Annotated in this window: 28 protein-coding genes; 14 read left to right on the forward strand and 14 right to left on the reverse strand. The window is 74.7% G+C overall.

The window, feature by feature from the left end; genetic code table 11:
• Window positions 1-63 precede the first annotated feature (63 nt).
• The 3 genes from AC3D3D_RS02175 (at window position 64) to AC3D3D_RS02185 (ending at window position 2632) form a co-directional block, all read left to right on the forward strand.
• Complete coding sequence (locus AC3D3D_RS02175) at window positions 64-813, forward strand: TIGR03085 family metal-binding protein (RefSeq protein WP_463662235.1); 750 nt, start codon at window positions 64-66, stop codon at window positions 811-813.
• Window positions 814-874: 61 nt separating this feature from the next.
• The gene (locus AC3D3D_RS02180) at window positions 875-1780 is read left to right on the forward strand and encodes a hypothetical protein (RefSeq protein ID WP_463662236.1); all 906 of its coding nucleotides are present in this window, start codon (window positions 875-877) and stop codon (window positions 1778-1780) included.
• 57 nt (window positions 1781-1837) lie between these two features.
• Window positions 1838-2632, forward strand: coding sequence for a ferritin family protein (locus tag AC3D3D_RS02185; protein WP_463662237.1), 795 nt, complete (start codon window positions 1838-1840; stop codon window positions 2630-2632).
• 52 nt (window positions 2633-2684) lie between these two features.
• Here AC3D3D_RS02185 and hisF read toward each other — a convergent pair whose 3' ends face one another.
• Window positions 2685-3455: an imidazole glycerol phosphate synthase subunit HisF gene (hisF, locus tag AC3D3D_RS02190; RefSeq protein ID WP_463662238.1), complete on the reverse strand. Its 771-nt coding sequence runs from the start codon at window positions 3453-3455 to the stop codon at window positions 2685-2687.
• A gap of 93 nt (window positions 3456-3548) precedes the next feature.
• On the opposite strand from hisF, the gene AC3D3D_RS02195 reads away from it, so the two are divergent.
• The 7 genes from AC3D3D_RS02195 to AC3D3D_RS02225 all read left to right on the forward strand — a co-directional run bounded on the left by AC3D3D_RS02195 (window position 3549) and on the right by AC3D3D_RS02225 (window position 8864).
• Window positions 3549-4163 carry a uridine kinase family protein gene (locus AC3D3D_RS02195; protein WP_463662239.1) on the forward strand — a complete coding sequence of 205 codons (615 nt, stop codon included), beginning with the start codon at window positions 3549-3551 and terminating at the stop codon, window positions 4161-4163.
• A 520-nt stretch (window positions 4164-4683) separates the two neighbouring features.
• Window positions 4684-5403 (forward strand): SipW-dependent-type signal peptide-containing protein, encoded by a 720-nt coding sequence (locus tag AC3D3D_RS02200; RefSeq protein ID WP_463662240.1) that lies wholly within the window; start codon window positions 4684-4686, stop codon window positions 5401-5403.
• Between the two features lie 150 nt (window positions 5404-5553).
• Entirely contained in the window at window positions 5554-6135 is a 582-nt protein-coding gene (locus AC3D3D_RS02205) for a SipW-dependent-type signal peptide-containing protein (RefSeq protein ID WP_463662241.1), read from the forward strand.
• Window positions 6132-6938: a hypothetical protein gene (locus AC3D3D_RS02210; protein WP_463662242.1), complete on the forward strand. Its 807-nt coding sequence runs from the start codon at window positions 6132-6134 to the stop codon at window positions 6936-6938. Before AC3D3D_RS02205 ends, AC3D3D_RS02210 begins: the two co-directional genes overlap by 4 nt.
• On the forward strand, window positions 6935-7609 hold the full coding sequence (locus AC3D3D_RS02215; protein WP_463662243.1) for a signal peptidase I: 675 nt from the start codon (window positions 6935-6937) through the stop codon (window positions 7607-7609). The genes AC3D3D_RS02210 and AC3D3D_RS02215 overlap by 4 nt, the downstream gene beginning before the upstream one ends.
• A complete protein-coding gene (locus AC3D3D_RS02220) occupies window positions 7606-8376 on the forward strand; it encodes a hypothetical protein (protein ID WP_463662244.1) in 771 nt (256 codons plus the stop codon). The genes AC3D3D_RS02215 and AC3D3D_RS02220 overlap by 4 nt, the downstream gene beginning before the upstream one ends.
• Window positions 8373-8864, forward strand: a complete 492-nt coding sequence (locus AC3D3D_RS02225) for a DUF7507 domain-containing protein (RefSeq protein ID WP_463662245.1) — start codon at window positions 8373-8375, stop codon at window positions 8862-8864. Before AC3D3D_RS02220 ends, AC3D3D_RS02225 begins: the two co-directional genes overlap by 4 nt.
• 86 nt (window positions 8865-8950) lie before the next feature.
• Here AC3D3D_RS02225 and AC3D3D_RS02230 read toward each other — a convergent pair whose 3' ends face one another.
• The 7 genes from AC3D3D_RS02230 to AC3D3D_RS02260 all read right to left on the reverse strand — a co-directional run bounded on the left by AC3D3D_RS02230 (window position 8951) and on the right by AC3D3D_RS02260 (window position 16974).
• Complete coding sequence (locus tag AC3D3D_RS02230; RefSeq protein ID WP_463662246.1) at window positions 8951-9805, reverse strand: FKBP-type peptidyl-prolyl cis-trans isomerase; 855 nt, start codon at window positions 9803-9805, stop codon at window positions 8951-8953.
• 122 nt (window positions 9806-9927) lie between these two features.
• Entirely contained in the window at window positions 9928-11331 is a 1404-nt protein-coding gene (gene pafA / locus AC3D3D_RS02235; protein WP_463662247.1) for a Pup--protein ligase, read from the reverse strand.
• Window positions 11328-11516, reverse strand: a complete 189-nt coding sequence (locus AC3D3D_RS02240; protein ID WP_463662248.1) for a ubiquitin-like protein Pup — start codon at window positions 11514-11516, stop codon at window positions 11328-11330. Before AC3D3D_RS02240 ends, pafA begins: the two co-directional genes overlap by 4 nt.
• Before the next feature lie 29 nt (window positions 11517-11545).
• Complete coding sequence (gene dop, locus AC3D3D_RS02245; RefSeq protein WP_463662249.1) at window positions 11546-13129, reverse strand: depupylase/deamidase Dop; 1584 nt, start codon at window positions 13127-13129, stop codon at window positions 11546-11548.
• A 7-nt stretch (window positions 13130-13136) separates the two neighbouring features.
• Window positions 13137-14870 carry a proteasome ATPase gene (arc, locus tag AC3D3D_RS02250; RefSeq protein ID WP_463662250.1) on the reverse strand — a complete coding sequence of 578 codons (1734 nt, stop codon included), beginning with the start codon at window positions 14868-14870 and terminating at the stop codon, window positions 13137-13139.
• Between the two features lie 62 nt (window positions 14871-14932).
• The gene (locus AC3D3D_RS02255) at window positions 14933-16204 is read right to left on the reverse strand and encodes a tRNA (adenine-N1)-methyltransferase (RefSeq protein ID WP_463662251.1); all 1272 of its coding nucleotides are present in this window, start codon (window positions 16202-16204) and stop codon (window positions 14933-14935) included.
• Window positions 16205-16215: 11 nt separating this feature from the next.
• A complete protein-coding gene (locus tag AC3D3D_RS02260; protein WP_463662252.1) occupies window positions 16216-16974 on the reverse strand; it encodes a metalloprotease in 759 nt (252 codons plus the stop codon).
• Window positions 16975-17056: 82 nt separating this feature from the next.
• On the opposite strand from AC3D3D_RS02260, the gene AC3D3D_RS02265 reads away from it, so the two are divergent.
• A complete protein-coding gene (locus AC3D3D_RS02265) occupies window positions 17057-17908 on the forward strand; it encodes a RecB family exonuclease (RefSeq protein ID WP_463662253.1) in 852 nt (283 codons plus the stop codon).
• A gap of 13 nt (window positions 17909-17921) precedes the next feature.
• Here AC3D3D_RS02265 and AC3D3D_RS02270 read toward each other — a convergent pair whose 3' ends face one another.
• Window positions 17922-18605 (reverse strand): HAD family hydrolase, encoded by a 684-nt coding sequence (locus AC3D3D_RS02270; RefSeq protein ID WP_463662254.1) that lies wholly within the window; start codon window positions 18603-18605, stop codon window positions 17922-17924.
• A gap of 129 nt (window positions 18606-18734) precedes the next feature.
• Here AC3D3D_RS02270 and AC3D3D_RS02275 point away from each other — a divergent pair, with 129 nt between their 5' ends.
• Window positions 18735-19616 (forward strand): PAC2 family protein, encoded by an 882-nt coding sequence (locus AC3D3D_RS02275; protein ID WP_463662336.1) that lies wholly within the window; start codon window positions 18735-18737, stop codon window positions 19614-19616.
• 54 nt (window positions 19617-19670) lie between these two features.
• On the opposite strand, the gene AC3D3D_RS02280 is transcribed toward AC3D3D_RS02275, so the two are convergent.
• From AC3D3D_RS02280 to AC3D3D_RS02290, 3 genes are all read right to left on the reverse strand, one after another.
• Window positions 19671-20540, reverse strand: coding sequence for a VOC family protein (locus AC3D3D_RS02280; RefSeq protein ID WP_463662255.1), 870 nt, complete (start codon window positions 20538-20540; stop codon window positions 19671-19673).
• 68 nt (window positions 20541-20608) lie between these two features.
• Window positions 20609-21976: a cysteine--1-D-myo-inosityl 2-amino-2-deoxy-alpha-D-glucopyranoside ligase gene (gene mshC, locus AC3D3D_RS02285; protein WP_463662256.1), complete on the reverse strand. Its 1368-nt coding sequence runs from the start codon at window positions 21974-21976 to the stop codon at window positions 20609-20611.
• Window positions 21977-22042: 66 nt separating this feature from the next.
• Window positions 22043-22906, reverse strand: a complete 864-nt coding sequence (locus tag AC3D3D_RS02290) for an undecaprenyl-diphosphate phosphatase (protein ID WP_463662257.1) — start codon at window positions 22904-22906, stop codon at window positions 22043-22045.
• Window positions 22907-22962: 56 nt separating this feature from the next.
• Between AC3D3D_RS02290 and AC3D3D_RS02295 the strand changes: the two genes are divergently transcribed.
• Complete coding sequence (locus AC3D3D_RS02295; protein WP_463662258.1) at window positions 22963-23931, forward strand: aldo/keto reductase; 969 nt, start codon at window positions 22963-22965, stop codon at window positions 23929-23931.
• 82 nt (window positions 23932-24013) lie between these two features.
• Here AC3D3D_RS02295 and AC3D3D_RS02300 read toward each other — a convergent pair whose 3' ends face one another.
• Complete coding sequence (locus AC3D3D_RS02300; protein ID WP_463662259.1) at window positions 24014-24319, reverse strand: DNA primase; 306 nt, start codon at window positions 24317-24319, stop codon at window positions 24014-24016.
• A 97-nt stretch (window positions 24320-24416) separates the two neighbouring features.
• Here AC3D3D_RS02300 and AC3D3D_RS02305 point away from each other — a divergent pair, with 97 nt between their 5' ends.
• Complete coding sequence (locus AC3D3D_RS02305) at window positions 24417-24641, forward strand: DUF5703 family protein (protein WP_463662260.1); 225 nt, start codon at window positions 24417-24419, stop codon at window positions 24639-24641.
• Between the two features lie 9 nt (window positions 24642-24650).
• Here the strand turns inward: AC3D3D_RS02305 and AC3D3D_RS02310 are convergent, their stop codons facing one another.
• The gene (locus AC3D3D_RS02310; protein WP_463662261.1) at window positions 24651-25967 is read right to left on the reverse strand and encodes a M20/M25/M40 family metallo-hydrolase; all 1317 of its coding nucleotides are present in this window, start codon (window positions 25965-25967) and stop codon (window positions 24651-24653) included.
• Window positions 25968-26106 lie beyond the last annotated feature (139 nt).

Raw genomic sequence — 26106 nt, forward strand, 5'->3', positions numbered from 1 at the left:
CGTCCGGTGGGGGTTCGCGGGCGGGGATGCGCCCGGGCGCCCGGTCGTGGGAACGTGCGGGGCGTGACCAGTGACACCCGTCCTGTCGACGACGAGCGCGCGGCGCTCGCCCGCACCCTGGCCGACGCCGACCCCCACGCGCCCACCCTGTGCGCCGGCTGGCGCGTCGTCGACCTCGCCGCCCACCTGGTGCTGCGGGAACGTCGCCCCGACCTCATGGTCCGCGACGTCCTCTCCCGGGCCGAGCCCGGGCGTGAGCCCCACCTCCAGCGGCTCGTGGCCGACGCGATCGACCCGGTGGGCTATCACGCCCTCGTCACGAGGGTCGCCGCGGGTGGGCCGCGCTGGTCGCCGATGCGCTGGGCGGAGACCACGACGAACCTCGTCGAGCTGGTCGTCCACCACGAGGACGTGCGCCGCGGGCCCCGGGGCGCCGACGGCCTGTCCGGGCCGGCCGAGCCGCGCGCGGACCTCGACCCCGACCTGCTGCGGGGCCTGTGGCGGCTGGTCACCCGCACCGCGGGGCTGAGCTACCGGGCCGCGGGCACCGGGGTCGTGCTCGTGGTCCCGGGCGGGCCGCGCGCGGTCGTGCGGCGGGGCGCGGACTCCGTCGCGGTCGTCGGCGACCCGGTCGAGCTCGCCCTGCACGCCGCGGGGCGCCATCGCGCGGCGCAGGTCGTGCTCGAGGGGCGGCCCGGGACGGTCGACCGCTTCCTGGCCGGGCTCGCCGGCGCCGGAGGTGCGGGCGCGCGGGACGAGGACCCCGACCCCGCACCGGGGCTCGCCGGTGGGGCCGGCCACGCCGGCGCCTGACGCGGGTCCGCACACTGGTCGTGCCCCGACCGGGGCGGCGGACCGGCCCTAGGCTGGTGGCGTGTCGACGGGAGCAGCATGGGCGGGATCCCGGCCGCGACCCGGCCTGCTGCACAGCGCGGACGGCACGGTCGCCCCGGTGCGCACCACCTCCTTCGACGTCGGCGCCTTCGTCCGCACCGCCTTCGGCGACCGGGCCGAGACGGAGCAGGAGGTGTCCCTGGGCGGTCCGCCTCCCACCGCCGCCCGGCGCGTGCTCACGTACCTGTGGGCGGTCGAGCGCTCCGCCACCGACACCCTGCGCCGGGTGCTCGCCACCGCCACCTCCCGGGAGGCGCGCTACACGGCCTTCCTCACCACCTGGGCCCACGACCGCTACTGGTTCGCCGACCGGCTCGCCCGTGCGCTGACCGCGGCCGGCGCGCGGCCGGAGGAGCCCCGCCTCGAGCACCCCACCCGCATCGACCGGTCCGCCAGGTTCCGCGACCTCCTCGCCCAGCACGTCGATCCCGTGTGGACGACGCTCGTCGGCGAACCGACGACCGCCCTGCACGCCACGCGGGGGCTCGCCGAGGAGTCCGCGGGCCTCGCCGCCTACGACCGGCTCACCGAGCTGGCCGGCGGCACGCTCGACGCCGTGCTCGCGCCGCTGGTCGCCCGCAAGCAGACCCACCGGGCGTTCTTCCTCGCCGAGGCCCGGATGCGCCTCGCGGACGACCCCGCCGCACAGCGTCTCGTGCGGGCGCTGCTCACCCGCGGCTTCCACCCGCTGCGCCCCGGCCTGCTGCCCGCGCGGGAGAGCCACGCCTTCCTGCGGCTGCTGCTCGCCGGCGGGTCACGCCGTCGCGTCGTCGACCGGGCGGACGCCGACGTGCGCGCGCTCCCCGGCCTCGCGGGCGTCGGGCCGCTCGCCGCCGCACTCTCCCGCGAGCGGCCGCTCGTCCCGCCGCCGCCGGCACCGACGTAGTCCACGACCGTCGATCCGCCGTCCGCGAGACCACCCACCCACGAGAGGTAGCCAGCCGTGGCATTCGACATCGACGAGTACGCCGCCACCAGCGTCCCCGTCCGGTACGAGGACCTCGACCTCACCGTCTTCCGTGACGACCCGCTGCCCGCGGACACCCTGCGCTGCCTGCGCTACATGTGCGACGTCGAGTACCACACCGTCTGCTACCTGCGGGACCTGCTGGTGACGCCGTCGAGCCGGGAGCACGACGTCGCGGGGTTCATGACGATGTGGAACCGCGAGGAGTTCTGGCACGGCGAGGCCCTCGCGGCGGTCCTCGCGGAGCACGACGTGACCGTGGACTACGACGAGCTCAAGGCCAAGCGCACCAAGCTCGGCTGGCGCGAGGCGCTGTCCTCCCTCAAGCAGTCCGTGCTGGCGGGCATGGTCGGCAAGGACTTCGTGGCCACCCACATGCTGTGGGGTGCGGCGAACGAGTGGTCCGCGGTGGCGGCCTACCGTCGGCTCGCCGACCTGGAGAAGCACCCGGTCCTCGCGGTGCTGCTGCGCCGGATCGCCCAGCAGGAGACCCGGCACGTGGCGTTCTACGCCTCCCAGGCGCGCACCCGGCTGGCCGCGAGCGAGCCGGCCCGGCGGGTCGCGCGCCTCACCCTGGAGAAGTTCTGGCGGCCGGTCGGCACGAGCATCATGGGCTCGACCGAGGTCCGGCACGTCATGGGGCACCTGTTCGCCGGCGCCGAGGGGCGCGCGGAGGTCGCGCGCATCGACCGCACCATCTCCCGGCTGCCCGGCATGACGGGGGTGCGCGTCTTCCAGGACGCCCTGGACAAGGAGGGCGTCGCCGCCTGAGACCCCGCCGATGACGGCGCGAGGGACGGCGGGTGCGCGGAGCGCCGGGGAGCTAGCGGACCTCGAGGCCGTCGGCGCGCATGGCGTCCTTGACCTCGCCGACGCTCAGCGTGCCGAAGTGGAAGACGCTGGCGGCCAGGACGGCGTCGGCCCCGGCCCGGGCGGCCTGGGCGAAGTGCGCGGCGGTCCCCGCGCCGCCCGAGGCGATGAGGGGGACGCGGACGGCGGACCGGAAGGCCCGCAGCATCTCGAGGTCGAAACCGGCCTCGGTGCCGTCGGCGTCGATGGAGTTGAGCAGGATCTCGCCCACGCCGAGCTCGGCCGCCCGCACGCACCAGGCCAGCGCATCGGTCCCGGTCCCCCGCCTGCCGCCGTGCGTGGTCACCTCGAAGCCGGACTCGGTGGTCACGTCCCCACGGACGCGCCGCACGTCGGCGGACAGCACGAGGACCTGGGAGCCGAAGCGGTCGGCGACCTCGGCGATGAGCTCGGGCCGCTCGACGGCGGCGGTGTTGACGCTCACCTTGTCCGCCCCGTGGCCCAGCAGCCGGTTGACGTCCTCGGCGGTGCGCACCCCGCCACCGACGGTCAGCGGCACGAAGATCTCCTCGGCGGTCCGGGCCACCACCTCGTAGGTCGTCGACCGCTCCTCGACCGAGGCGGAGACGTCGAGGAAGGTCAGCTCGTCGGCGCCCTCGGCGTCGTAGCGGCGGGCGAGCTCGACCGGGTCACCGGCGTCGCGCAGCCCCTCGAAGCGCACGCCCTTGACGACGCGGCCGGCGGCGACGTCGAGGCAGGGGATGACACGGACGGCGAGCGACACGGATGGACCTCCAGGTGGCGCCGGCGGCGCCTCCCGGCCACCGTACCGAGCCGGGACGGCGGCCGGCGCGGGTGCCCGGTAGTTTGACGCGCCATGCCCTCCCCCGCCGAGCAGGTCGCCGACCTCGTCCCCCAGCCGGCCGTCGGTGACCCCGCCGGGACCTTCGTGCTCGGGATCGACGGGCGCTCCGGGGCGGGCAAGTCGTCGCTGGCCACCGAGGTCCTCGACCTTCTCCGTACCCGCACGGGTCAGGACGCCGACCGCACCGCCCCCGACCGGGTGGCCCTACTCCGCCTGGACGACCACTACCCGGGGTGGACCGGCCTGCGCGCCGGCATCGAGGCCGTGGCCCCGCTCGTCACCGCGGTCCGTCGCGGCCGACCGGGCTCGGCACCGACGTGGGACTGGCACCGGGGCGCCCCGGGGCCCGCGCGCCACGTGCCCGACCGGCACATGCCCGAGCCCCACGCACCCGGGCGCGCGGCCGTCCACCCCGCGGTCCTCGTCGTCGAGGGCTGCGGCGCCACGCTCCTGCACGCCGAGCTCGACGCCCTGGTCTGGCTCGAGGTGCCCGAGGGCGTGCGCCGGGCCCGGGCGGCCGACCGTGACGGCGAGGTCGCCTCCTGGTGGGCGGCCTGGGCGGCCCAGGAGGCCGAGGCGATGCGGGCGGCCCCGCCCGAGCGGCACGCCGACCTGCGCCTCACCTGAGGACCCTCCCCCGCCCGCCACGCCGGGGCTGTCTCGACGCGACGCCGGTCGACCACAGCGTCGTCTCGTCGTCGCGTTTCGCCGGCATTTCCCACGCGCTTGATCAAATCGCTCGCGCGGAATGCGTCCGTCGCATCTGAATTTCTGGTCGACAATGCGTCAACACCTCGACGACCGGTCGTCGATGAAAGCGCGAGAAAGTCGCGAGACATACGCGCGGTGATGCGCGGACGGTGTCGAGATCGCGTCCAGGCCGCGCCCGGCTTGCGCGGATCATGGGGCCAGGACCTGCGCATTCATGGGCACGACGGCCTCGTCGCGCACGTCTGGAGCGCTCGCACCGCGGTGCCGGATCCGCGGCGGGATGCCAAGAATCAGCTTTTTCCGGCGTGCGGACGCGGCGGCTCGAGCGATTTTCTGTGCGTCTTGCGCGCCCGCATTTCGCTGCTACGTTTCTGCCCGCGAGCTCCTTTCGGAGTCGCCATCCCCTCCCCCCCCCACCATGAAATGGAGCTCCATCGTGCGTAAGAAGACTGTCGGCGCCCTCGCCGGCGCCGCGGCCGCAGCTGTCGCCCTCGGCTCGGGCGGCACCTTCGCCCTCTGGTCCGACTCGACCACCGTGGACGCCGGCACCATCACCGCCGGCAACCTCGACGTCGACACGGTCGGTGAGTTCGAGTGGTACGACGGCACGTTCAACCGGGACACCGTCTGGGTCGGCCTCCCCTGGCCCCTCGACTTCATCGGCACCTGGGTCGACATCCCCACGCTGCGCGCCGACTGGGGACACCGCATCGACAACATCGACACCTACCGGGTCGTCCCCAACGACCTCCTCGTCGGCGGCCAGGGCATCCAGTTCGCGCTCGAGGGCGACAACCTGCGTGCCGACCTCACCGTCAGCGCCGGCGACGCGGGCGCGGTGGACGACATCGAGGGCCTCAACGTCGGCTACGTGCTCTTCGACCACACCAACGGCATCGAGGTCACGCCGCTCATGCCGTTCAACGACAGCACGACGCTGCAGTTCCAGGCGGGCCAGGACGGTCAGGACGACGGCCTGCCGGACCCGGGCTGGCCGGAGCACGACGTCATCACCCTGCCCGCCGACGCGAGCCTCACCGTCGTCGTCTTCGCCTATTTCGACGAGGGCACCGAGGACCGTGACGACACCCAGGCGCAGACCGCGCTCGACCAGGTCGACATCGAGCTCGAGCAGGTCATCCGCACGGCCCCCTGACCCTGCTCCCGGGACAGCACCCCCACCTGTCCGGACGGTCGGCCGCCCCAACCGGGGCGGCCGGCCGCCAGGCCCGCAGCGCACCGAGCCCCCCTACGTCGAGACCCCGTGATCGAGGACCCCATGCCCGAAGCCCCCAGGCGACCTGCCGTGAGGAGGCCCGCTGCAGTCCTGGCGCTCGCCGCCGCCGCCGTCGCTCTCCTCGGCGGCGCGGGCACCTATGCGCTCTGGAGCCACACGGCCTCGGGCGGTGCGGGGACGATCACCGCCGGTGACCTCGACGCCGTCGCAATCGGAGCCCTCACCTGGTCCACGGCCGACGACGCCGACGAGCCGGACGTGCTCGGCTCCGGCGAGCGCGCCTGGGCGGTCCAGGGCTTCGACCTCGCGCTGGAGGGACACAACCTCGTCGCCGACGCCACCGTCGACATCACCTTCTCGGCCGAGCTGGACTACCCGTACCAGTGGTTCGTCTCGACCGATCACTCGATCACCGATCCGCATGCCGCGCTCGCCGACGGTGTCCCGGGCCTCGTGCTCGACGCGTCGACGGCGACGCAGGGGACGCTCCCGGGGCTCACCGGGTCCGACCTGCCCGACTCGCTCGACGGCGCCGCCGACTGGTCCGTCTACGTGCTCGTCGAGAATCCGCACCCGCCGACGCCAGGCGACCCCTCGGACCTCGACCTCGTCACCGTCCGTGTCGACCTCACGCTGGAGCAGACATCATGACCACCCAGCGGCGCGACCGGGCACTTCTCGCCCTCGCCACCGCGGGCGTCCTCGGCGCCGCTACGTCGGCCGGGACGTTCGCGCTGTGGTCGGTGACCGCGAGCGGCGAAGGAACGATCGGGGCCGAGCGCTTCTCGGAGACCGCTTCTGACGGGCCGGCCGAGTCCCCCAGCGAGGGGCCGGCAGCGTCCCCGAGCGAAGCGGCCGGCGAGTCCGCCACCGACGGCCCGGTGGAGTCGGTAACCGACGGCCCCACGGATGCCCCCGCGGACGGCCCTGACGAGGACGCAGCCGGTGGGCCCACCCAGGACACGCCTGCACCGGCTGACGGCCCGGCCGAGGCGGAGGCGCCCGACGGGCCGGCGGACGTCGTCCGCCTCGACCTGCCCGCCGAACTTCTCGACGACGTCAACGCAAACGGCCGCGGCGCGTCCGTGCTCGAGCACGACCTGACCGGCGACGAGATCGCGACGTTCCGCCTCACGCTCGTCACGGACGTTCCCGACCTCACCTGGCACATGGCGGTCCGCACGGTCACGGCACCGGAGATGTGCGCGGTGACCGACGTCGAGCTGCCGGTCGACGACGGCACGCCGGTCGAGGTCGAACTCGACGCGTCGACCCTGCTGTGCCTCGAGCTGGCGACCGCCACCACCGAGCGCTCCGGGAGAGTGAGCGCGAGCGGCAGCTCCGGGTCCGGCGACGTCTCCGCCGACCAGGACTGGGCGACCACCGTCCACGGCACCCTGACCACAGACGACCTCGAGGTCGTCCTCACCCCCGTCAACGAGGTCACACCATGAGCACCAGCCGTTCCGGACGCCGCGAGCTGTGGGGCGGCGTCGCGCGTGGATTCTTCGCCGTCGTCGCCGTGCTCGCCGTCGCCGTCGCGGCCGCGGCCTTCGTCGTGCCCCGGTTCATGGGCTGGGTCCCGCTGACGATCCTGTCGGGCTCGATGGAGCCGACCTACTCCCCGGGTGACGTCGTCGTCGTCGACCCCGACTACGACGCGCCGCTCATCGGGGACGTCGTGACGATCCAGCCCGAGTCCGGTGACCCGACGCTCGTCACCCACCGGATCATCGGTGTGACGATCGGCAGCGACGGCGCGTTCGGCGTCACCACCCAGGGCGACGCCAACAATGTGGTGGACGACCCCGTGACGATGGCGCAGATCCAGGGCCGGGTCATCTACGGCGTGCCGTGGGTCGGCCACCTCACCCAGCCCGAGGTGCGGCCGTGGCTCGGCGGGGTGGCGATCGCGATCCTCGCCTGGGTCGTGCTCTCGTCGATCCTCGGCGGCCGCACGAAGGACGACGCCGACGGCGCCGAGGAGAGCGAGGGCGGCACGGCGCCCCCCGCGCACGACGACGAGGCCGACGCCGAGGCCACGGGCACCGACGCCGGCACCTCCGCACCTGCTCCCGCCGACGGCCGCGCGGACCGGGACCGGAGCGAGGCCGTGCCGACATGAGCGACCACCTGCGATCCGCACCCCGCCGCGGCACGGCCATCGGCGCGGTCACCCTCGGCCTCGGGATGCTCACCACGGCAGGAGCCGCGGCCGACGATCCGTCCGCCACCGAGGCGATCGTCATCGACGTGGGAACGGGGTTCGCCCCCGAGGTCACGGTCCACATGTTCGACGCCGTCATCGTGCCCGGCGACACCATCGAACGCACCTTCCGCGTGCGCAACGACGGACCCACCGACGCGACGATGACCGTCGACCTCGTCGACGTCACGCACGTGGGCGAGCTCGACGCGTTCTTCGACGACCTCACGATGAACGGGACGCCGGTGGCCCAGCTCGTCGGGGTCGACACCCGGCTGCAGGAGTCGGAGATCGCCCTCGGCGAGATCGTCGACGTTCCTCTCGAGCTGCACTTCCCGGCCGAGGCCACCTCCGGCGACCGTGCGGAGGTCGGCGAGCGCGGTGCGAGCTTCCGCGTCCGCGTGACGATGACCGGGGACACGCCCGGCCCCGGGCCGACCGAGCCTCCCGGCGGAACGGCGACCCCGACGCCCGGGCGCCCCGGCTCCGCCGTACCCGCCGGCGGCACCACCTCCGTGGGCCTGCCGGTCGACGGTGCGCGGGCGGCCGGCCCCGTGGCCATGCCACGGACCGGTCCCGACGTCCGCACCACGCTGCTGCTGGCGGTCGCACTCGTCGGCGGCGGACTCGCCGCCCGCGCGGCACGGCGACGGTTCGGCTCCGGCGGGACGGGAGAGTCCTCATGACCACCGCGCGTCGTCCGGCCACGGGCGCGCTCGTCGCCGTCGCCGCCCTCCTCCTGGCGGCCTCCGGCTCGACGGCGATCGCCGACACGGGCACGCCCGTACCGGCGGGCAACGAGACCGCACCGCCAGCCGGTCCCGCGCCTGCACCGGCGCCCGTGCCGGCAGAAGGCTCGGCAGAAGACTCGACAGAAGATCCGGCAGCAGACCCGGCACGAGAGCCGGAGTCGGCCGCCCCGCCGACCGAGGAGGTGCCCGACCCGCCGGGCGCGGCGGCGATCACCATCACCGAGCACGACCTCCTGCCCGCCCTCGTCGCCGAGGACGAGGAAGTCACCTGGAGCTACCTCGTGACCAACACGGGCGAGGTGGCGGTCACCGGGATCGCCGTCACCGACTCCGCGGGCGCCACGATCACGTGTCCCGACACCTCGCTCGAGCCGGGCTTCTCGATGATCTGCACCGCCCGTTCCGTGCTCACCACGAACTGAGCCGCCCCCGCGGGGCGGCGGCGCACCTGCCGCCCCACCCGGTCCGCCGGTCGTCCGTCCCCCCGCGGGCGGCCGGTGGGACCGGCTCAGCGCACGACGTCGGACCCGCCGGTGGCGGCGAGGACGTCGAGCACGACGACAAGGGTGCGCGTGCCGTCGCCCAGGGCCGGCGGTACCACCGCCAGGATCCGGGATCCGACCCGACGGTCGAGCACCGCCAGCCGCAGCCCCTCGGCGAGGTCGTCGACCGCGACCTGCACGGGTGAGCCGTCTGCCCACGTCGAGGAGAGCACCTCGCCGGTGGCCCAGTCCATGCTCAGCGACTGGACGACGATCTGCTGGCCCGGCAGCACGCTCGCGCCCCGGCCCGCCACGACGGTCCGGTCGAGCAGCTCCTCGGGCGGGTCGCCCGGCGGGATGCCGACGACCGGGGCGCCGTCCCCGGTCGTGCCCACGGTCGGCCAGCCCTCGCCCGCCTGCTCGCCGCCCGAGGCGCTCTCGGACGGACCCTCCGACGGGCTCTCCGAGGAGCTCTCGCCCGCGGGGCCACCGACGACCGTGGGCAGGACGTCGACCACGACGACCTGCATCGTCAGGGCGCCCTCGAACGAGACGGGCTCGGCCACGACGAGCCGGCTGCCCTCCCGGACCCCGGGCAGGTGCTCGGCCAGGGTGGCCCCCACCTCGTCCTCCGTGACGGTGACGAGCTGCTCGGCGACCTCCTCACCACCGCCGGAGCTCACGCCCGTCGTGCCGTCCCAGGCCGCCACGCTCAGCAGCGCCGGACCGCCCTCGACCAGGGCCCGCCCCGCCCCCTCCTCGACGACGGCGGCCACCGGGTCGGTCACCGCCAGCGGGGTGTCGATGACGACGACCGGCTGACCGGGCGCGCCGGCCACCGACACGCCTGGCACCCCGGAGCCCGGGTCGGCCTCGGTCACGCTCTCCTCGCCCGTCCTAACGCTCCCGGGGTCCCCGTTCCCGCAGGCCGCCAGCACCAGGGCGGCGGCCAGTGCCAGGGCCGCCCCCCGCCGGCGGGGGCCGCGGGCCCCCCGGGCGGGTCTCACGCCATCTCCGCCACCAGCTCGTCGACCCGCTCGTCGACGGCGGAGAACGGGTCCTTGAGCGCGACGGCGTGGTGCACGCCGTCGACGAGCTTGAGGTGGACCCAGTCCACGGCGACGTCGCGACGGGCATCCTCGGCGGCGGCGACGAACCGGCCGCGCAGCGCGGCCCGCGTCGTGGCGGGCGGGGTCGTGCGCGCGGCCTCGACCTCCTCGTCCGTGCCCACCGTGGCGAGCACCCCGCCGGCGAGCAGGCGCCCGCCGATGCCGTGGGCGGTGATGTCGTGGTAGGCCAGGGACAGCCGGGCCACCCGCGGGTCGTCCAGCGCCACCCGGTTGCGCTCGCGGTAGCGCTCGACGAGGGCCCGCTTGGCGGCGACGTCGAGCTCGGTGGCCACCGGTGTGAGGTCGCCGGAACGCAGCGCGGCCAGGCCCCGCTCCCACAGGTCGAGCACGCGGGTGCGGCTCGGGGTCAGCAGCTCGCCCCAGCCGCGACGGTCGACGTGCCCGCGGACCCGTTCGAGCAGCTCGGTCTGGATCTCGACGGCGGTGCGGCGCCGGCCCGAGGCGAGCTCGACGTCGGTGCCGGCCGTGATGTCGTGGCTGATCTCGCGGATGGCCCGCATCGGCTCGGCCAGCTCGAGGTCGTCGATCCGCAGGCCGTCCTCGAGGCAGCCGATGAGCAGCTCGGCGCAGCCGACCTTGAGCAGCGTCGTCGCCGGCGCCACGTTCGAGTCGCCGACGATGACGTGCATGCGCCGGTAGAGGTCGGCGTCGCCGTGCGGCTCGTCGCGGGTGTTGATGATGGGGCGCGAGCGGGTCGTCGCAGCCGAGACCGCGTCCCAGGTCTGGTCCGCGCGCTGGGCGAAGGCCCAGGTCACCCTGCCGTCGGGGCGGCGGCGCAGGTGCCCCGCGCCGGTGAGGACCTGGCGCGTGACGAAGTGCGAGACCAGGGCCTCCGCCGTCGAGCGGTAGTCGCGGCGGCGGCGCACGAGGTAGTTCTCGTGGCAGCCGAAGGAGGCGCCGACCGAGTCGAGGTTGTTCTTCAGCAGGTGGACGGTGCCCGGCGTGCCGGCCGCGGCCAGCGACGACTCCGCACCCACGGCGAGGTCGGCCAGCAGCCGCTCCCCCGCCCGGTCGTTGACCACGAGGTCGGTGACGTCGTCGCACTCGGCCGTGGCGTACTCGGGGTGCGAGCCGACGTCGAGGTAGAGCCGCGACCCGTTGCGCAGGAAGACGTTGGTCGAGCGTCCGCGCTCGACCACCGGGCGGAACAGGTGGCGGGCGACCTCGTCGGGCGACTGGGCGTGGGCGGGGTCGGTCGGGGCGAAGGCGAGCCCGTACTCGGTCTCGATCCCGTACAGGCGCCGCAGCGGGTGATCGACCGGGACGGTCGCCGTCACTGCCCGCCCTTCTGCACGAAGCCCTGGACGAACTCCTCGGCGTTGCTCTCCAGGACCGTGTCGATCTCGTCGAGGATGTCGTCGACCCGGGAGACCTGCTCGGCGCGGGCCGCGGGCGCGGGGGCCGGCCCGTCGTCTCCGGCGGGCTCGGGGCGCGGGCGCTGGGTCTGTTCCTGCTCGGACATGGTCTGCCTTCCTGAGGGTCGTCGCGGTGTCAGTCGGTCGTGGTGCCGGTCAGCCCGGCGAGCAGCGCGGCGGCGTCGGGGCTGGCGTCCAGGAGCGGGCCGACGCGCTCGCGGCTGCCGCGGGTCGGGTCGGGCAGCGTGACGCGGGCCAGGGTGGGCCGGCCGGGCAGGTCGAGGACCAGGCTCGCCCAGCCGGCCCCGGTGACCTGCTCGGGGTAGCGGCGCAGCGCCTCCCCGCGCAGGTAGGCCCGCGTCCCCGTCGGCGCGAGGTGCTCGGCCGCGCCGACCGCGCGCTCGTCGGCCAGGCGCGTGACCCGGCCGGCCGCCGCGAGGCGGGCCACCACCGAGCGGGCCGGGCGCAGGTCGTGCCACTGCAGGTCCAGCGCGGCCAGCCGGGGGCTGTCCCAGCCCAGCTGCTCGCGCTCACGCATCCGCTCGAGCAGCTGCTTCTTGGCCACCCACTCCACGTCGGGCGCGGCGGCGTCGATGTCCGTGGCCAGGGTGTCGAGCACCCGGGTCCACAGGTCGAGGACGCGGGCGGTCTCCTCGTCGGCGCCGCCGGCGTCCTCGACCGCCTCGGCGAGGATGTCGCGGTAGGTGCGCTGGATGTCCAGCGCTGTGCGGTCGGGGCCCTCGCGCATGGCGATCTTGTGGCGCAGCGTGGGGTCGTGGCTGATGCGCTGCACCTCGGGCACCGGTGAGGCGATGACGAGGCTGTCCATCCCCAGCGGCACGGCGCCGCGCTCGAGCAGCCAGAGCAGGAGGCTGAGCGTGCCGGTCTTGAGCACGAACGGGACGTCGAACATGTTGGCGTCCCCGCCGATGACGTGCAGGCGCCGGTAGCGCGCCGCGTCGGCGTGCGGCTCGTCGCGGGTGTTGATGATGGGCCGGTTGAAGGTCGTCTCCAGCCCGACGTCGTTCTCCACGTAGTCCGAGCGCTGGGCGATCTGGAAGCCGGGCCGCTCGCTGCGCTGGCCCAGGCCCACCCGGCCGGCGCCGGCCACCACCTGGCGGGTGACGAGGAAGGGGGTGACGTAGCGGACCAGGTCGCCGAGGTCGACGTCACGGGAGAGGAGGTAGTTCTCGTGGGTGCCGTAGCTGGCGCCCTTGCCGTCGACGTTGTTCTTGTAGAGCGTGAGCCCCTCGCCGCCGTCGGCGTGCATGGCCCGCATGGCCACGCGTTCCCCGGCCCGGTCGTGCACGAGCGCCTCGAAGGGGCCGAGCACCTCGGGGCCCGAGTACTCGGGGTGGGCGTGGTCGACGTACAGACGCGCGCCGTTCGTCAGCAGGGCGTTGGCGGCGACCGGGAGCTCGAGCTCCTCGTCGCTGGGGCGGGCGACCGGCTGGGCCGGGCCGGCGGGGGCCGGACGCGTCGGGTCGTCGGTCAGCTGCGAGGGGTGGGCCGAGGCGCGTCGCACGCGGTGGCCGCGGAGGTCGTTGAGGGGGTCCTCGGAGACGTAGTCCCAGCGCGCCGCGGGGTGCGCCGCGGTGCCCTCGGCCAGCTGGTAGGCGTGCACCACCCGGGTCGAGAGCTGGACGGCGCCCGCCGAGAGGTCGGAGTGGTCAAGGACCCCGAACTCGGTCTCGGTGCCCATCACGCGTCGCACGCTCATGCCGCGCTCACAGGAATCCGCCGGTGGTCGGGACGTCCTCGATGACGCGCGCCCCCGGCCGCGAGTCCTCCGGAGGGGTGGCCGCGGCCGCGGGGGCGGGTGCGCCGTTCGGCGCGTGCTCACCCGGCGCGTCCTCGCCCGCGGGTGCGTCGGGGCCGGACGCCCCGGTGCCGCTCAGCTGCCGGATGGCGGTCACCGGCTCCTCCCCCGCGCCGGAGACGCGGGCCCAGTCGGCGGGCTTGATCGCGGTGCGCAGCGCCTCGTTCTCGGCGATCTCGGTGCGCAGCCCGGCGAGCAGGTGGGCGGTGCGCAGCCCGCGGCCACGGCCGCCCACGAGGTCCTGGATCGCGTGCTTCTTCGCCCGGTCCACGACCGAGGCGAGCATGGCGCCCGAGGCGAGGTCCCCCACGTGCAGGACGCGCCGGGTCCCCGAGGCGTAGGTCAGCTCCAGCACCTCGGTGCTCGCGGTGCGCTCGAACATCGCGTCGACCACGGCCTGACCCATCGCCGCGACGGCGGCCTCGGGCGTGCCGTGGGCGGCGAGCTCGTCGTCGTGGATGGGCAGGTCGGCGGTGAGGTGCTTGGCGATGATCTCCACCGCGCCCGCGGCGTCGGGACGGCCGATGCGGATCTTCACGTCGAGCCGGCCGGGCCGCAGGATGGCGGGGTCGATCATGTCCTCGCGGTTGGAGGCGCCGATGATGATGACGTTCCCGAGCTTCTCGACGCCGTCGATCTCGGCGAGCAGCTGCGGCACGATCGTCGTCTCGACATCGGAGGAGACCCCGGAGCCGCGCGTGCGGAACAGGGCCTCCATCTCGTCGAAGAAGACGATGACGGGCACGCCCGTGCGGGCCTTCTCCCGGGCGCGCGAGAAGATCACCCGGATCTGACGCTCGGTCTCGCCGACGTAGCGGGTGAGCAGCTCGGGGCCCTTGACCGACAGGAAGTAGGAGTGGGCGCGGTCGGCGCCGCTCTCCTCCGCGGCCGAGCGGGCCAGCGAGGTGGCGACGGCGCGGGCGACGAGGGTCTTGCCGTTGCCCGGGGGGCCGTACAGCAGGACGCCGCGCGGGGCGCGCAGGCCGTGCTCGGCGTAGAGCTCGGGGTGCAGGAAGGGCATCTCGACGGCCTCGCGGATGCGGGCGATCTGCGGGCCGAGGCCGCCGATGTCGGCGTACTCGGTGTCCGGGTCCTCCTCCAGCAGCAGGTCCTCGACCTCGGCGCGCGGGACGAGCTCAAGCACGAACCCGGTGCGCAGGTCGGCCCGCACGAGGTCGCCGACGCGCAGGCGGGACTCGCGCAGCGCGCCGCCGACGCTGAGGACGCGCTCGTCCTCGCCGCGCCCGACGACGAGGACCCGGTGCTCGGGCAGGATCTCCTTGACGGACAGGACCTCGCCGGTGGGCTCGAAGCCGGCCGCCGCGACGACGGCGAGCTGGTCGTTGAGCACGACGCGCTGGCCGGGCAGGAGGGCACCGACGGGGACCACGGTCGAGACGGCCAGGCGCATGAGGCGGCCGCCGACGAGGACGTCGGCGAGCCGGTCGACCGGCGCGACGTCGACGACCGTGCCGTAGGTGCTCGGCGGCGCGGTCAGCGAGTCGACCTGCTCCTGGAGCTCGACGAGCCGCTGCCGCGCACGGCCGAGCGACTCCGTGAGCCGCTCGTTCTTCGCGGCGAGCGAGATCGCCTGCTGCTCGAGCTCGCGCGCACGCGCCTCGGGGTACTTCTCCTGCGTCATTCCGCTCCTGTCACCTGGCAGACATCCAGCGTATGCCGAACGGGCGTGGCCGTCAGGGGATGTCATTCCTCGGGAACGGTCCCGCCCGGCCCCTCGCCGCCGTCCGCGCCGACGTCGTAGCCGCCGTTCGCGCCGCCGTCTGCGCCGTCGCCCTCGCCCTCGACGTCGGCACGCGGGCCTTGCCCGGGCGCCTCGTGCGCCGTCGCCGGCGGGACCGCCGCGGCGGGGCCCGCAGCCGGGGTGACCGAGGAGTAGCCGCTCGTCTCGATCTCGGCCCGGCGCCGCACGTCGCGGCCCACGCGGCGCAGCTTCTTCACCGAGATCGTCCGCTCGGCGGACGACAGCGCGCCCACCCAGTCCTCCTCGCCGCCCGCCTGCCCGGCGTGCGCGCCGGAGTCGACGCCGACGGGCGGCGCGTGCCGGGAGGTGTCCTGCGGCGTCGTGCCGAGCGGACCGGCACCCTTGGCCGGTCGACGGGTGCGCTGCGGCGGCCGCGAGCCGGGCGCGAGGGCGCGCGCGGTGACGAGGAAGCCGGTGTGGGCGACCATGCGGTGGTCCGGGCGCACGGCGAGCCCCTGGACGTGCCAGCCGCGCACCATCGACTCCCAGGACTGCGGCTCGGTGAACCGCTCGCTGCCGCGCAGGTCCTCGACGACGCGGCTGAGCTGGGTGGTCGTGGCCACGTAGGCGAGCAGCAGCCCGCCCGGGGCCAGGGCGCGGGCCGCGGGCAGCACGTTCTCCCAGGGCGCGAGCATGTCGAGGACGACCCGGTCCACGCTCGCGGGGGTGAGCCCGTCGAGCACCTCGGCCACGTCGCCGACGGTGAGGCGCCAGGCGGGGTGGCGCCGGCCGAACCAGGAGTCGACGTTGGCCTCGGCGATCTCGGCGAAGTCGTCGCGCCGCTCCACCGAGTGCAGGTGCCCGTGCTCACCGACCGCGGAGAGCAGCGACATGCTCAGCGCGCCGGAGCCGACCCCGGCCTCGACGACCCGCGCGCCGGGGAAGATGTCGGCCATCTGCACGATCTGGCCGGCGTCCTTGGGGTAGATGACGGCGGCGCCACGGGGCATCGACATGACGTAGTCGGGCAGCAGGGGGCGCAGGGCGAGCAGGTCGTGGCCCGTGGGGGTGGAGATCACGGTGCCCTCGGGGCGGCCGATGAGCTCGCGGTGGTGGAAGGAGCCGCGCTGGGACTGGAAGTAGCCGTCGTGGGTGAGCAGCACGGTGTGCAGCCGTCCCTTGACGTCGGTGAGCTGGACGCGCTCACCGGCCCGCAGGGGGCCGCGGCGACGGTCGGGCCCGTCGGGGTGCTGGGGTGCGGGCTCGGTGGTCACGGCCCGGGAGTCTACGGGTCGCCCGGGTCCGCGCCCCGCCCGCGACGGATGCGGCGCGCGTCGGCCAGCGCCTGGCTGCCGCCGGACCACAGGGTGGCCCCCGCCGAGGCGGCGCCGGCGACGACGATGATCCCCGCCCACCCGCCGGTGCGCACGAACAGCCAGACCGCCAGGGCGACGACGACGAGCGCGAGCAGGCGGCCCAGGTGCCCGAGCGTGCGCAGCCCGGCCAGCGGGCGACCGGTGATCCCCTCGGCCACCTCGAGCCAGAGCCGGCCCCCGTCCAGCGGGAGCGCGGGGACGAGGTTGAAGGCCGCCAGGACGAGGTTCATCACCACGCCCACGCCGATCGCCGCCGCCCACGGCCCCTCCTGCGGGGCGAGGGGCGCGAGCAGGTGCAGGGCCCCACCGAGCAGGAGGTTGGACACCGGACCGGCCGCGGTGACGGCCGCCGCCGACCAGGGCCCGCGCCCGGTCCCGTCGAAGGAGGTGTGCCCACCGACGAAGGTGAGGACGAACTCGCGCGGCCGCATCCCCACCGCGAGGCCGACGAGCCCGTGGGCCAGCTCGTGGACGAGCACCGCGAGGGTGACCGCGGCCGCGGCCAGCAGACCCATGGTCAGGCCCGAGGCCTCCGGACCGGCGAGGATCCGGCCGTAGACGACCGCGACGACGACCACGAGCAGGACCCAGGTGCCGGTGAGCACCACCGGCGCACCGCCGATGCGCGCCACGACCAGGCCCGGGGTTCGGCTCCGCTCGGTGTGCACCGGTCCAGCCCACCACACCGCGTCCACAGGCGGGAGCCGCGGTCCACCGCCGGTGTCCCCGCCCGTGGCTAACCTCGGTGCCATGCCCGCCTCCCCCGTCGACGCCCCCACCCCCTACCGGGCCGCCCTGTCCCCGTCCCGGGCGAAGGACTTCCAGCAGTGCCCGCTCATGTTCCGGCTGCGCGTGGTCGACCGTCTGCCCGAGGCGCCCTCGCCGGCAGCCACCCGCGGCACGGTCGTGCACTCGGTCCTCGAACGCCTCTACGACCACCCGGCCACCGAGCGCACGGAGACCACCGCCCAGGGCCTCGTGGACCCGGCGTGGGCGGACGTGCGGGCCGCGGACCCCGCGCTCGACCGGCTCTTCACGACCCCGGAGGACGCCGAGGCGTGGATGGCCCAGGTCCGCTCCCTGGTCAGCCAGTACTTCCGGATGGAGAACCCCCGTCGGCTCGAGCCGGCCGGCCGGGAGCTCCACGTCGAGGCCGAGCTGGGCTCGGGGGTGCTGCTGCGCGGCATCGTCGACCGGCTCGACGAGGCCCCCAGCGGCGCGACCCGGGTGGTCGACTACAAGACCGGGAAGTCGCCGTCGCAGCGGTTCGCCGACGAGGCGATCTTCCAGCTGACGTTCTACGGCCTCGTGCTGTGGCGCTCGACCGGGGTGGCACCCAGCCGGCTGCAGATCGTCTACCTCGCCGACGGGCGCACGCTGACGGTGGACCCCACCGAGGCGGACCTGCTGGAGACCGAGGAGCGCATCGGGCAGATCTGGGGCCGGATCGAGGAGGCCGCGCTCAGCGGCATCTTCGCGCCGCGCCCCTCCAAGCTGTGCCCGTGGTGCTCCTTCCAGGACCACTGCCCCCAGTTCGGGGGCACGCCGCCGGAGATCTCCCGCGCCGGGATCGACCGGCTGCTCACCGTCCGGCGCGCCTGAGGGCGCTCAGGGCTCAGGCGGCGAGCAGGTCGACGGCCCGGCCCAGTCCGATCTCCCGGATGGTCCCCAGGTCGACCTCGGTGAGGCTGGACACGCGGGAGAGCCCCGCGGCACCGGGGATCTCGGCCATGTGCGGGACGGCCAGGCAGCGCGCGCCCGAGGCGCGGGCGGCCTGCAGCCCGGTGGGCGAGTCCTCGATCGCGACGCACCGCTCGACGTCGGCCCCGAGCAGGCGGGCGGCGAGCAGGTACCCCTCGGGGTCGGGCTTGCCGTGGGTGACCCGGTCACCGGGGACGACGACGTCGAACCCGCCGGCGAGCTCGGCGACGACCTCGGCGAAGCCGGCGTAGGAGGCGGTGACGAGGGCCTGCGGGACCCGGGCCTCCCGCAGCTCGGCGATGAGCTCGAAGGCACCGGGGCGCCGGTCGACGCCCTGGTCACGGACGTGGCCGACGACGCGGGAGACGACCACGTCGAGGAACTCCTCGACGGTGGTGTCGATGCCGCTGCCGTCGATCATCAGCCGGGCGGCGTCGGGCAGGTTGTGACCGACGATCGCCAGCGACTGCTCGTCCGTCCAGGTGCCGCCGGACTCCTCGATGAACGCCTTCTGGTACTGGAACCACAGCGGCTCGGAGTCGATGATGGTGCCGTCCATGTCCCACAGCACGGCCTCGGGAAGATCGGGGTGCGTCACGCCAGCACACTACCTGGGCATCCGCCCGGCCCACCTACGCTGGAGTCCATGCACGACGACACCGAACGGCCCGAGGGGCCGAGCAGCCCAGCCGGGCCCGACGAGGCGCCCGACGAGACGCGCGACGCGATGGACTCCGTCCCGCCGCCGCGCGACGGCCTCGTCGCCATCGCCGCCTTCGACGGCTGGAACGACGCCGGCTCCGCGGCCACGTCCACGCTCGACCTCATCGCCGAGGACTGGCTCTCCGAGACGCTCGTCGTCCTCGACCCGGAGGAGTACCACGACCTGCAGGTCAACCGCCCACGCGTCGAGCGCGGCCCCGACGGCAAGCGCGTCATCACCTTCCCGCACACCGAGGTGAGCCTGGCCACCTCCCCGACGACGGACCAGCAGGTCGTCCTCGTGCGCGGCATCGAGCCGTCCCTGCGCTGGACCCGGTACTGCGAGGAGATCCTCGACGCGCTCGAGGCGGCCGGCGTGCAGACCCTCGTCTCGGTCGGCGCCCTGCTGGCCGACGTGCCGCACACCCGGCCGATCCCGGTGCAGTCCTCCTCGGAGGACCCCGTCATGCAGGAGTCGCTGGGCATGTCACCGCCGGACTACGAGGGCCCCACCGGCATCGTCGGGGTGCTCTCCACGCTCGGCCAGTCCCGCGGGCTGCGCACGATCGGGATGTGGGCGGCGGTCCCGCACTACGTGGCCCAGCCGCCCTCGCCCAAGGCGACCCTCGCGCTCGTCGTGGCGCTGGAGGACCTGCTGGGGATGTCCCTGCCCAGCCGCGAGCTCGCCGAGGACGCCGCCGCGTGGCAGCGCGCCGTCGACGAGCTGGCGCAGGAGGACGCCGACGTGGCGGAGTACGTGGAGATGCTCGAGACGTCCAAGGACACCGCCGAGCTGCCGGAGGCCAGCGGTGAGGCGATCGCCCGCGAGTTCGAGCGCTACCTGCGCCGCAGGGACGACGGCAACCCCGGCAAGGGGCCCGGCAGCGGGCCGCCGGCGGGGATGTAGCGGCGGCGCCCCGCCCCCGGGTGCTCCCCCGTGGGCGGGGCGCCGCAGCGCTGATCAGGCGAGGAGCCGGAGGCGGTTGCCCCAGGGGTCGTCGACCTCGAGGGCGGCGCCGTCGTCGTCGACCTGGTGACCGGCGGCGCGCAGGCGCTCGGCGGCCGCACCGACCGCCTCGGCATCGCCGAGGTCGATGACCGCGCGCCCCAGGCCGAGGGCCGGCGCGCGGAAGCCGGCGCCGCGCGAGCCCCAGGTGTTCATCGCCATGTGGTGGTGGTAGCCGCCCGCGGAGACGAACAGGGCCTGGTCGCCCGCCTCGAGGGTCGGGGCGAAGCCGAGGGTGTCGACGTAGAACCGGCGCGCGCTCGCGGTGTCGCCGACCTGGAGGTGGACGTGGCCCACCTGCGCACCGACCGGCACGCCGTGCTCGGCGTCGAGGTGCGTAGCGAGGAACTGGTTGGGGTCGAGGTAGATGGTGGCCATGGACACCGTGCCGCCCGTCCAGGTCCACTCCTCGCGGGGGCGGTCGACGTAGAGCTCGACGCCGTTGCCGTCGGGGTCGTCGAAGTAGAAGGCCTCGGAGACCAGGTGGTCCGAGGAGCCGGTGAACCGGGCGCCCGCCCGGGCCAGCCGCAGGACGGCGGCGGCCAGGTCGGCGTGGTTCGCGTACAGGATCGCGGTGTGGAAGAGCCCGGCGGAGCCGCTGGGACGGACCGGCAGCTCGGGGGCGTGCGTGACCTCGACGAGCACCTGGGCGGGCGCGTCCGGCGTCGCGGGCAGCCCGAGCTGGACGGTGGACGCGCCCTCGCCGACGCGGACGAGGCCCGCGCCGTCCTCGTAGAAGCGCACGACGGGGTCGAGGTCGCGCACGCGCAGGCGCACGGTACCCATGGCGGTGGTGGCGGGGAGCAGTCCGGTGGAGATCGTCATACCGGCAAAACTAGTTGAAGCCTCAACTTATTCCTGCGGCGCAGCGCACGCCGGGACCGCGCCGTACCTCACACCGCCGGGGAGGCACCCACCGGGACTTTCCCCGCCGGGGCGTCCGCCGCGGGCGCGAGGTCGACCCCCAGGAGCGCGTCGACCGTGTCGCGCACGACGCTCCCGCCGGCTCCTCCCCCGACGCCGGAGCCGCGGGCCCCGTCCGTCGCGGCCGCGGCGTGCACCTCGGCCGCCCACGCGTCGACGACCCGCAGGGCGCGCGGCGAGTCCAGGTCCTCCCGCACGGCGGCGCGCACGTCGTCGAGGACGCCGCGCTCGCGGTCGGCCGCCGCCTGACCACCCGGCGCCGCAGCCACGGCGGAGCGCCACGTGGCCAGGCGCTCCCGGGCGGCGGCCAGCACCTCGTCGGTGTACTCGCGGTCGGCCGCGTAGTGGCCGGCGAGCAGCGCGAGGCGGACGGCGGCCGGCTCCGCGCCGCCGGCGACGAGGCGGGAGACGAGGACGAGGTTGCCCAGCGACTTGCTCATCTTCGTGCCGTCGTAGGCGACCATGCCGCCGTGGGCGTGCATCCGCACCGCGGCCGGGCGGCCGGTGAGCATCCGCAGGTGCGACTCCGACATCTCGTGGTGCGGGAAGAGCAGGTCGCGGCCGCCGCCCTGGACGTCGACCGGCAGCCCGAGGTGGGCCGCGGCGATGCAGGCGCACTCGATGTGCCAGCCGGGCCGGCCCGCGCCCAGCGTGCCGCCGTCCCAGGCCGGCTCCCCGGCCCGCTCGGCGCGCCAGAGCAGCGCGTCGAGGGCGTCGCGCTTGCCGGGACGGTCCGGGTCCCCGCCGTTCTCCCCAAAGGTGGTGACCATCTGCTCCCGGTCCAGGCCGGCGACCGTGCCGAAGGCGGGGTCCGCCGCGAGGTCGGCGTAGACGTCCCCGGGGGCGTCGGGGTCCGCCGCGTCGGGCGTGGGCACCCGGTAGGCCGCCCCCGAGGCGAGCATGCGCTCCACCGCCTCGACCACCAGCGGGATCGACTCGACCGCGCCGACGTAGTCGGTCGGCGGGAGCACTCGCAGGACGGTCATGTCGGAGCGGAACAGGTCGGTCTGCCCCTCGGCCAGCTCGCGCCAGTCGACTCCGGTCTCCCCGGCGCGCTCGAGCAGCGGGTCGTCGACGTCGGTGACGTTCTGGACGTAGCGGACCTCCACGCCGGTGTCGAGCCAGGCCCGCACGAGCAGGTCGTAGCCGACGTAGGTCGCCGCGTGCCCGAGGTGGGTGGCGTCGTAGGGGGTGATGCCGCAGACGTAGAGCCTGCGCACCCCGGCCTCGGCGTCCTCGCAGGGCGGCGCCTGGGGCAGACCGCGGGTGGGCGCCAGACGCACCTCACCCCCGCGGTCGGGAAGCACGGGCACGTCGGGGGCAGACCAGGACCTCACCATCCCGACCCTAGTTGGCGCGGGCGCATGGGCGGGCCGCGGTCCGCACCGCGGCCGGGGCGTTGGTCACGGGGTGGCGGAGATGACCCCGCCGACCACCAGGCCGACGATGACGACGGCGAGCGCGATCCGGTAGACGACGAACGGCAGGTAGGTGCGGGTGGAGACGAGCTTGAGGAACCAGACGATGACCCAGTAGCCGACGACGAACGCGACCACGGTCGCGAGGAACGTCGCGAACAGGCTGGGCTCCCCCGGGGCCGGCGGCGCGTCGCTGAGCAGCACGTCGGAGAGCAGCTTGTACAGGCCGGACGCGACGACGGCCGGGATGGCGAGGAGGAAGGAGATCCGGGCCGCTGTCTCGCGGGTGAGCCCGAGGAAGAGCCCCATCGTGATCGTCGCGCCCGAGCGGGATACGCCGGGCACGAGGGCGAGGGACTGCGCGAGGCCGAGGAGGATCGCGTCGCGCCAGGACAGGTGGTCCAGGGTCTTGACCTGCTTCGCGGTGCGGTCGGCGATGAGCAGGAGCAGGCCGAACAGAGCGAGCATCGCGGCGGTGATGAACAGGTGGCGGAACGTCGTGTCGATCCAGGACTCGAGCAGCAGACCGAGGACCCCGATGGGGATCGACCCGACGATGACGAACCAGCCCATGCGGGCGTCCGGGTCGCTGGCGGGCAGGCGCTGCTTCCACGGGCCGACCGGGAGCGCCTGGAACCAGTGCGAGACGATCCGCGCGATGTCCTTGCGGAAGAAGACGACGACGGCGGCCTCAGTGCCGAGCTGGCTGATCGCGGTGAAGGCCGCACCGGGATCGACACCCGAGGGCAGGAGCTCCCCGACGATGCGGATGTGCGCCGAGGAGGAGATCGGCAGGAACTCCGTGAGTCCTTGCACGATCCCCAGGACGATCGTCTCCCACCAGGTCACGGGTCGTCACGGTACCCCTCGACGGAACCGGGTCGTGCTCCGGCTACGGTGACCTCATGCGCACCTCCCGCCTCGGGGCGACCGGCCTCGCCGTGTCCGCCGTCGGTCTGGGCACCCTGACCTGGGGACGGGACACCGACGAGCACGACGCCGCCGAGCACCTCGACGTCTTCCTCGAGGCGGGCGGGACCGTCGTCGACACGGCCGCCTCCTACGCGGACGGGGCGGCCGAGGAGATCCTCGGCGCGCTGCTCGCCGAGCGCGGGGTGCGCGACGACGTCGTGGTGGTGTCCAAGGCGGGCACCCGCGTCCGCGGCGGGACCGGTGTGGTGGACGCCTCGCGGGGCTCGCTGCTCACCGAGCTCGACGCCTCGCTGGCGCGCCTGGGCACCGACCGCCTCGACCTGTGGCTCGTCCAGCGCCCGGACCCCGACACCGCGCTGGAGGAGACGCTCGGCGCCCTCGACCACGCCGTGCGCACCGGGCGGGCCCGCTACGTGGGCCTGGCCAACCACCCGGCCTGGGTGACGGCGCGCGCGGCGACCCTGGCCGAGTCGATGCTCCCTGCCCCGCACCTGGCGGCGGTCGAGGTCGAGCACTCGCTCCTGCAGCGCGGCGTCGAGCGGGACCTGCTGCCCGCGGCCGAGGGGCTCGGCCTCGGCGTGCTGGCCTGGTCGGCGCTCGGCCGGGGCGTGCTCGCGGGCCGCTACCGCTCCAGCGTGCCGCCGTCCTCCAGGGCCGCCTCGGCGCACCTGCGCGGGTTCGTCGAGCCCTACCTGGGCACGCGGGCGGCCTCGATCGCCGAGGCGGTGGCGACGGCCGCCGACGGGCTGGGGGTCTCCCCCGCCGAGGTGGCGCTGGCCTGGTCGCTGCGCTCCGGCGTGGACGTCTCGCTGGTGGGGGCCTCGTCGGTGGCCCAGCTGCGCCAGACCCTCAAGGGGGCCGAGCTCGACCTGCCGGCGTCCCTGGAGGCCGCGCTGGACGAGGTCAGCGCGATCGAGGTGGGCTACCCCGAGCGACTCTGACCTGGCGCCGCGCTCCCGAGCCAGGCGGTGAGGTCGACGGCGTCACGTGGTGCACGGGCGGGGCGGTCCCTGGGGCGCAGGCTCAGGAGCCCCGGTGGTCCGCGTCGTCGAGGTCCTCGTCGTCGAGGTCGTCGTCCTCGTCGTCGTCGAGGTCCTCGTCGTCGTAGTCGTAGTCGTCGTCGTCCTCGTCGTCGTAGAGGTCGAAGGGCAGGTCGACGCCGTAGGCGGTGAACAGGGCGTCGTCGTAGGTGACGAACACCTCGGCGATCGTCGAGGAGGCCGCGAGAACGCGCGGCGAGTCGGGGTCCTGCGCCGCCGCGGCGGCGAGGTGGTGCTCCTCGAGCGCAGCGATCAGTCGGTCCAGGGCTGCACGCGGGTCGGTTGCCATGAGACCGAGCCTAGCGGTGCACGCGAACTTCGACAGCCTGGTACAGGATGGGCCGAGCGGGTGACCCACGGGGTCGCCCCCGATCGGAGGAGGCTGCATGGCGCGAGCGGGTTCGGCGTACGCCGGCGATACGTTCTACGAGTTCCGCACGGTGACCATCGGGGCGGACGTGGCGCGGGCGGACGCGCGGCGGCTGCTCACCGCGGAGGCCGAGTACGGGCGCTGGGAGCTGGCCCGCAGCGTCCTGTACGAGGGCGGTGCGCGCAAGGTGGTCCTGCGGCGCCGGGCGATGCGCGTGGTCTCGACGCTCAGCGAGTACTGACCGCCGGGCTCAGCTCGTCCGCACGACCCGCTCGAGCACGCGCGCCCCGAACGTGAGGGCGTCGATGTTCACCCGCTCGTCGACGCCGTGGAACATCGCGGGGAAGTCCAGCGAGGGGTCCAGCCGCAGCGGCGCGAACCCGTAGCCGGTGATCCCCAGGCGGGACAGGGCCTTGTTGTCCGTCCCGCCCGAGAGCATGTACGGCAGCACCTGCGCCTCGGGGTCCTCCTCGGCGAGGGCGCCGACCATGGCGTCGACGAGGTTCCCGGCGAAGGGCACCTCGAGCCCGACGTCGGTGTGGATCTCCTCGATGCGGACGTGCTCGCCCGCCAGCTCGGCGAGCGTGGCCCGCACCTCGGCCTCGTGGCCCGGCAGGGGGCGGACGTCCAGCGCGGCGGTCGCGGTGCCGGGGATGACGTTGACCTTGTACCCGGCGTCGAGCTGGGTGGGGTGGGCGGAGGTGCGCAGGGTCGATCCGACGAACTGCGCGACCGACCCGAAGGACGCCACCAGCTCGTCGACCGACGTCGGGTCCTCGGGGTCGAACCGGGTCCCGGTCAGTTCGGCGGCGCCGTCGAGCAGCGCGCGCACGGTCTTGGTCAGGTGCAGCGGCCACTCGTGCTGCCCGATGCGGGCGATCGCCGCGGCCAGGTGGGCGACCGCGTTGTCCTCGTTGACCTGGGAACCGTGCCCGGCCCGCCCCTCGGCGACCAGGCGCAGCCACGCCAGGCCCTTCTCGGCGGTCTGCAGCAGGTAGACGCGCCTGCCACCGATCTCGGCGGAGTAGCCGCCGACCTCGCTGATCGCCTCGGTGGCCCCCTCGAACAGCTCGGGCCGGTGGTCGACGAGCCAGTGGGCGCCGTACCGCCCGCCGGCCTCCTCGTCCGCGAGCAGGCCGACGACGAGGTCGCGCGGGGGGCGCCAGCCGTCGCGGCCCATCGACCGCACGACGGCGAGGATCATCGCGTCCATGTCCTTCATGTCCACCGCGCCGCGGCCCCAGACCATGCCGTCGCGGACCTCGGCGGCGAAGGGGTCCACGCTCCAGTCCTCGGCGGCCGCCGGCACGACGTCGGTGTGGCCGTGCAGGACGAGGGCGCCGCGCGAGGGGTCGGTGCCCTCGACCCGCAGGACGACGCTGGCCCGTCCGGGGGCCGACTCGATGAGCTCGGGGGCGAACCCGACCTCCTCGAGGAGGCCGACGACGTACTCGGCGGCCGCGCGCTCGCCGGGACCCGAGCCGTCGCCGTAGTTGGAGGTGTCGATGCGGATGAGGTCGCGGCAGATCTGCAGGACCTCGTCCTCGGGGCGGATGGGTGCGGTCATACCCGCAACCTACCCGTGACGCGACATGACCTGGTCGTTACGCATTCGCAACCTGAAAAGGAGAAGCTGGACAGGAACCCGCCGATCCAGGGCGGTGATCGAGGGCATGATGTGATGCGCACCATGACTCTCGATGTCG

The organism is Georgenia sp. X1117 (genome assembly GCF_057784635.1).

What these genes read in the sequence shown, in the direction of transcription:
- AC3D3D_RS02210 (WP_463662242.1), top strand. Translation starts at nt 6,132, where the DNA reads ATGACCACCCAGCGGCGCGACCGGGCACTTCTCGCCCTCGCCACCGCG.
- AC3D3D_RS02265 (WP_463662253.1), top strand. Translation starts at nt 17,057, where the DNA reads ATGCCCGCCTCCCCCGTCGACGCCCCCACCCCCTACCGGGCCGCCCTG.
- AC3D3D_RS02295 (WP_463662258.1), top strand. Translation starts at nt 22,963, where the DNA reads ATGCGCACCTCCCGCCTCGGGGCGACCGGCCTCGCCGTGTCCGCCGTC.
- AC3D3D_RS02275 (WP_463662336.1), top strand. Translation starts at nt 18,735, where the DNA reads ATGGACTCCGTCCCGCCGCCGCGCGACGGCCTCGTCGCCATCGCCGCC.
- AC3D3D_RS02220 (WP_463662244.1), top strand. Translation starts at nt 7,606, where the DNA reads ATGAGCGACCACCTGCGATCCGCACCCCGCCGCGGCACGGCCATCGGC.
- AC3D3D_RS02225 (WP_463662245.1), top strand. Translation starts at nt 8,373, where the DNA reads ATGACCACCGCGCGTCGTCCGGCCACGGGCGCGCTCGTCGCCGTCGCC.
- AC3D3D_RS02240 (WP_463662248.1), bottom strand. Translation starts at nt 11,516, where the DNA reads ATGTCCGAGCAGGAACAGACCCAGCGCCCGCGCCCCGAGCCCGCCGGA.
- dop (WP_463662249.1), bottom strand. Translation starts at nt 13,129, where the DNA reads ATGAGCGTGCGACGCGTGATGGGCACCGAGACCGAGTTCGGGGTCCTT.
- AC3D3D_RS02305 (WP_463662260.1), top strand. Translation starts at nt 24,417, where the DNA reads ATGGCGCGAGCGGGTTCGGCGTACGCCGGCGATACGTTCTACGAGTTC.
- AC3D3D_RS02300 (WP_463662259.1), bottom strand. Translation starts at nt 24,319, where the DNA reads ATGGCAACCGACCCGCGTGCAGCCCTGGACCGACTGATCGCTGCGCTC.
- AC3D3D_RS02215 (WP_463662243.1), top strand. Translation starts at nt 6,935, where the DNA reads ATGAGCACCAGCCGTTCCGGACGCCGCGAGCTGTGGGGCGGCGTCGCG.
- arc (WP_463662250.1), bottom strand. Translation starts at nt 14,870, where the DNA reads ATGACGCAGGAGAAGTACCCCGAGGCGCGTGCGCGCGAGCTCGAGCAG.
- AC3D3D_RS02310 (WP_463662261.1), bottom strand. Translation starts at nt 25,967, where the DNA reads ATGACCGCACCCATCCGCCCCGAGGACGAGGTCCTGCAGATCTGCCGC.
- AC3D3D_RS02195 (WP_463662239.1), top strand. Translation starts at nt 3,549, where the DNA reads ATGCCCTCCCCCGCCGAGCAGGTCGCCGACCTCGTCCCCCAGCCGGCC.
- AC3D3D_RS02280 (WP_463662255.1), bottom strand. Translation starts at nt 20,540, where the DNA reads ATGACGATCTCCACCGGACTGCTCCCCGCCACCACCGCCATGGGTACC.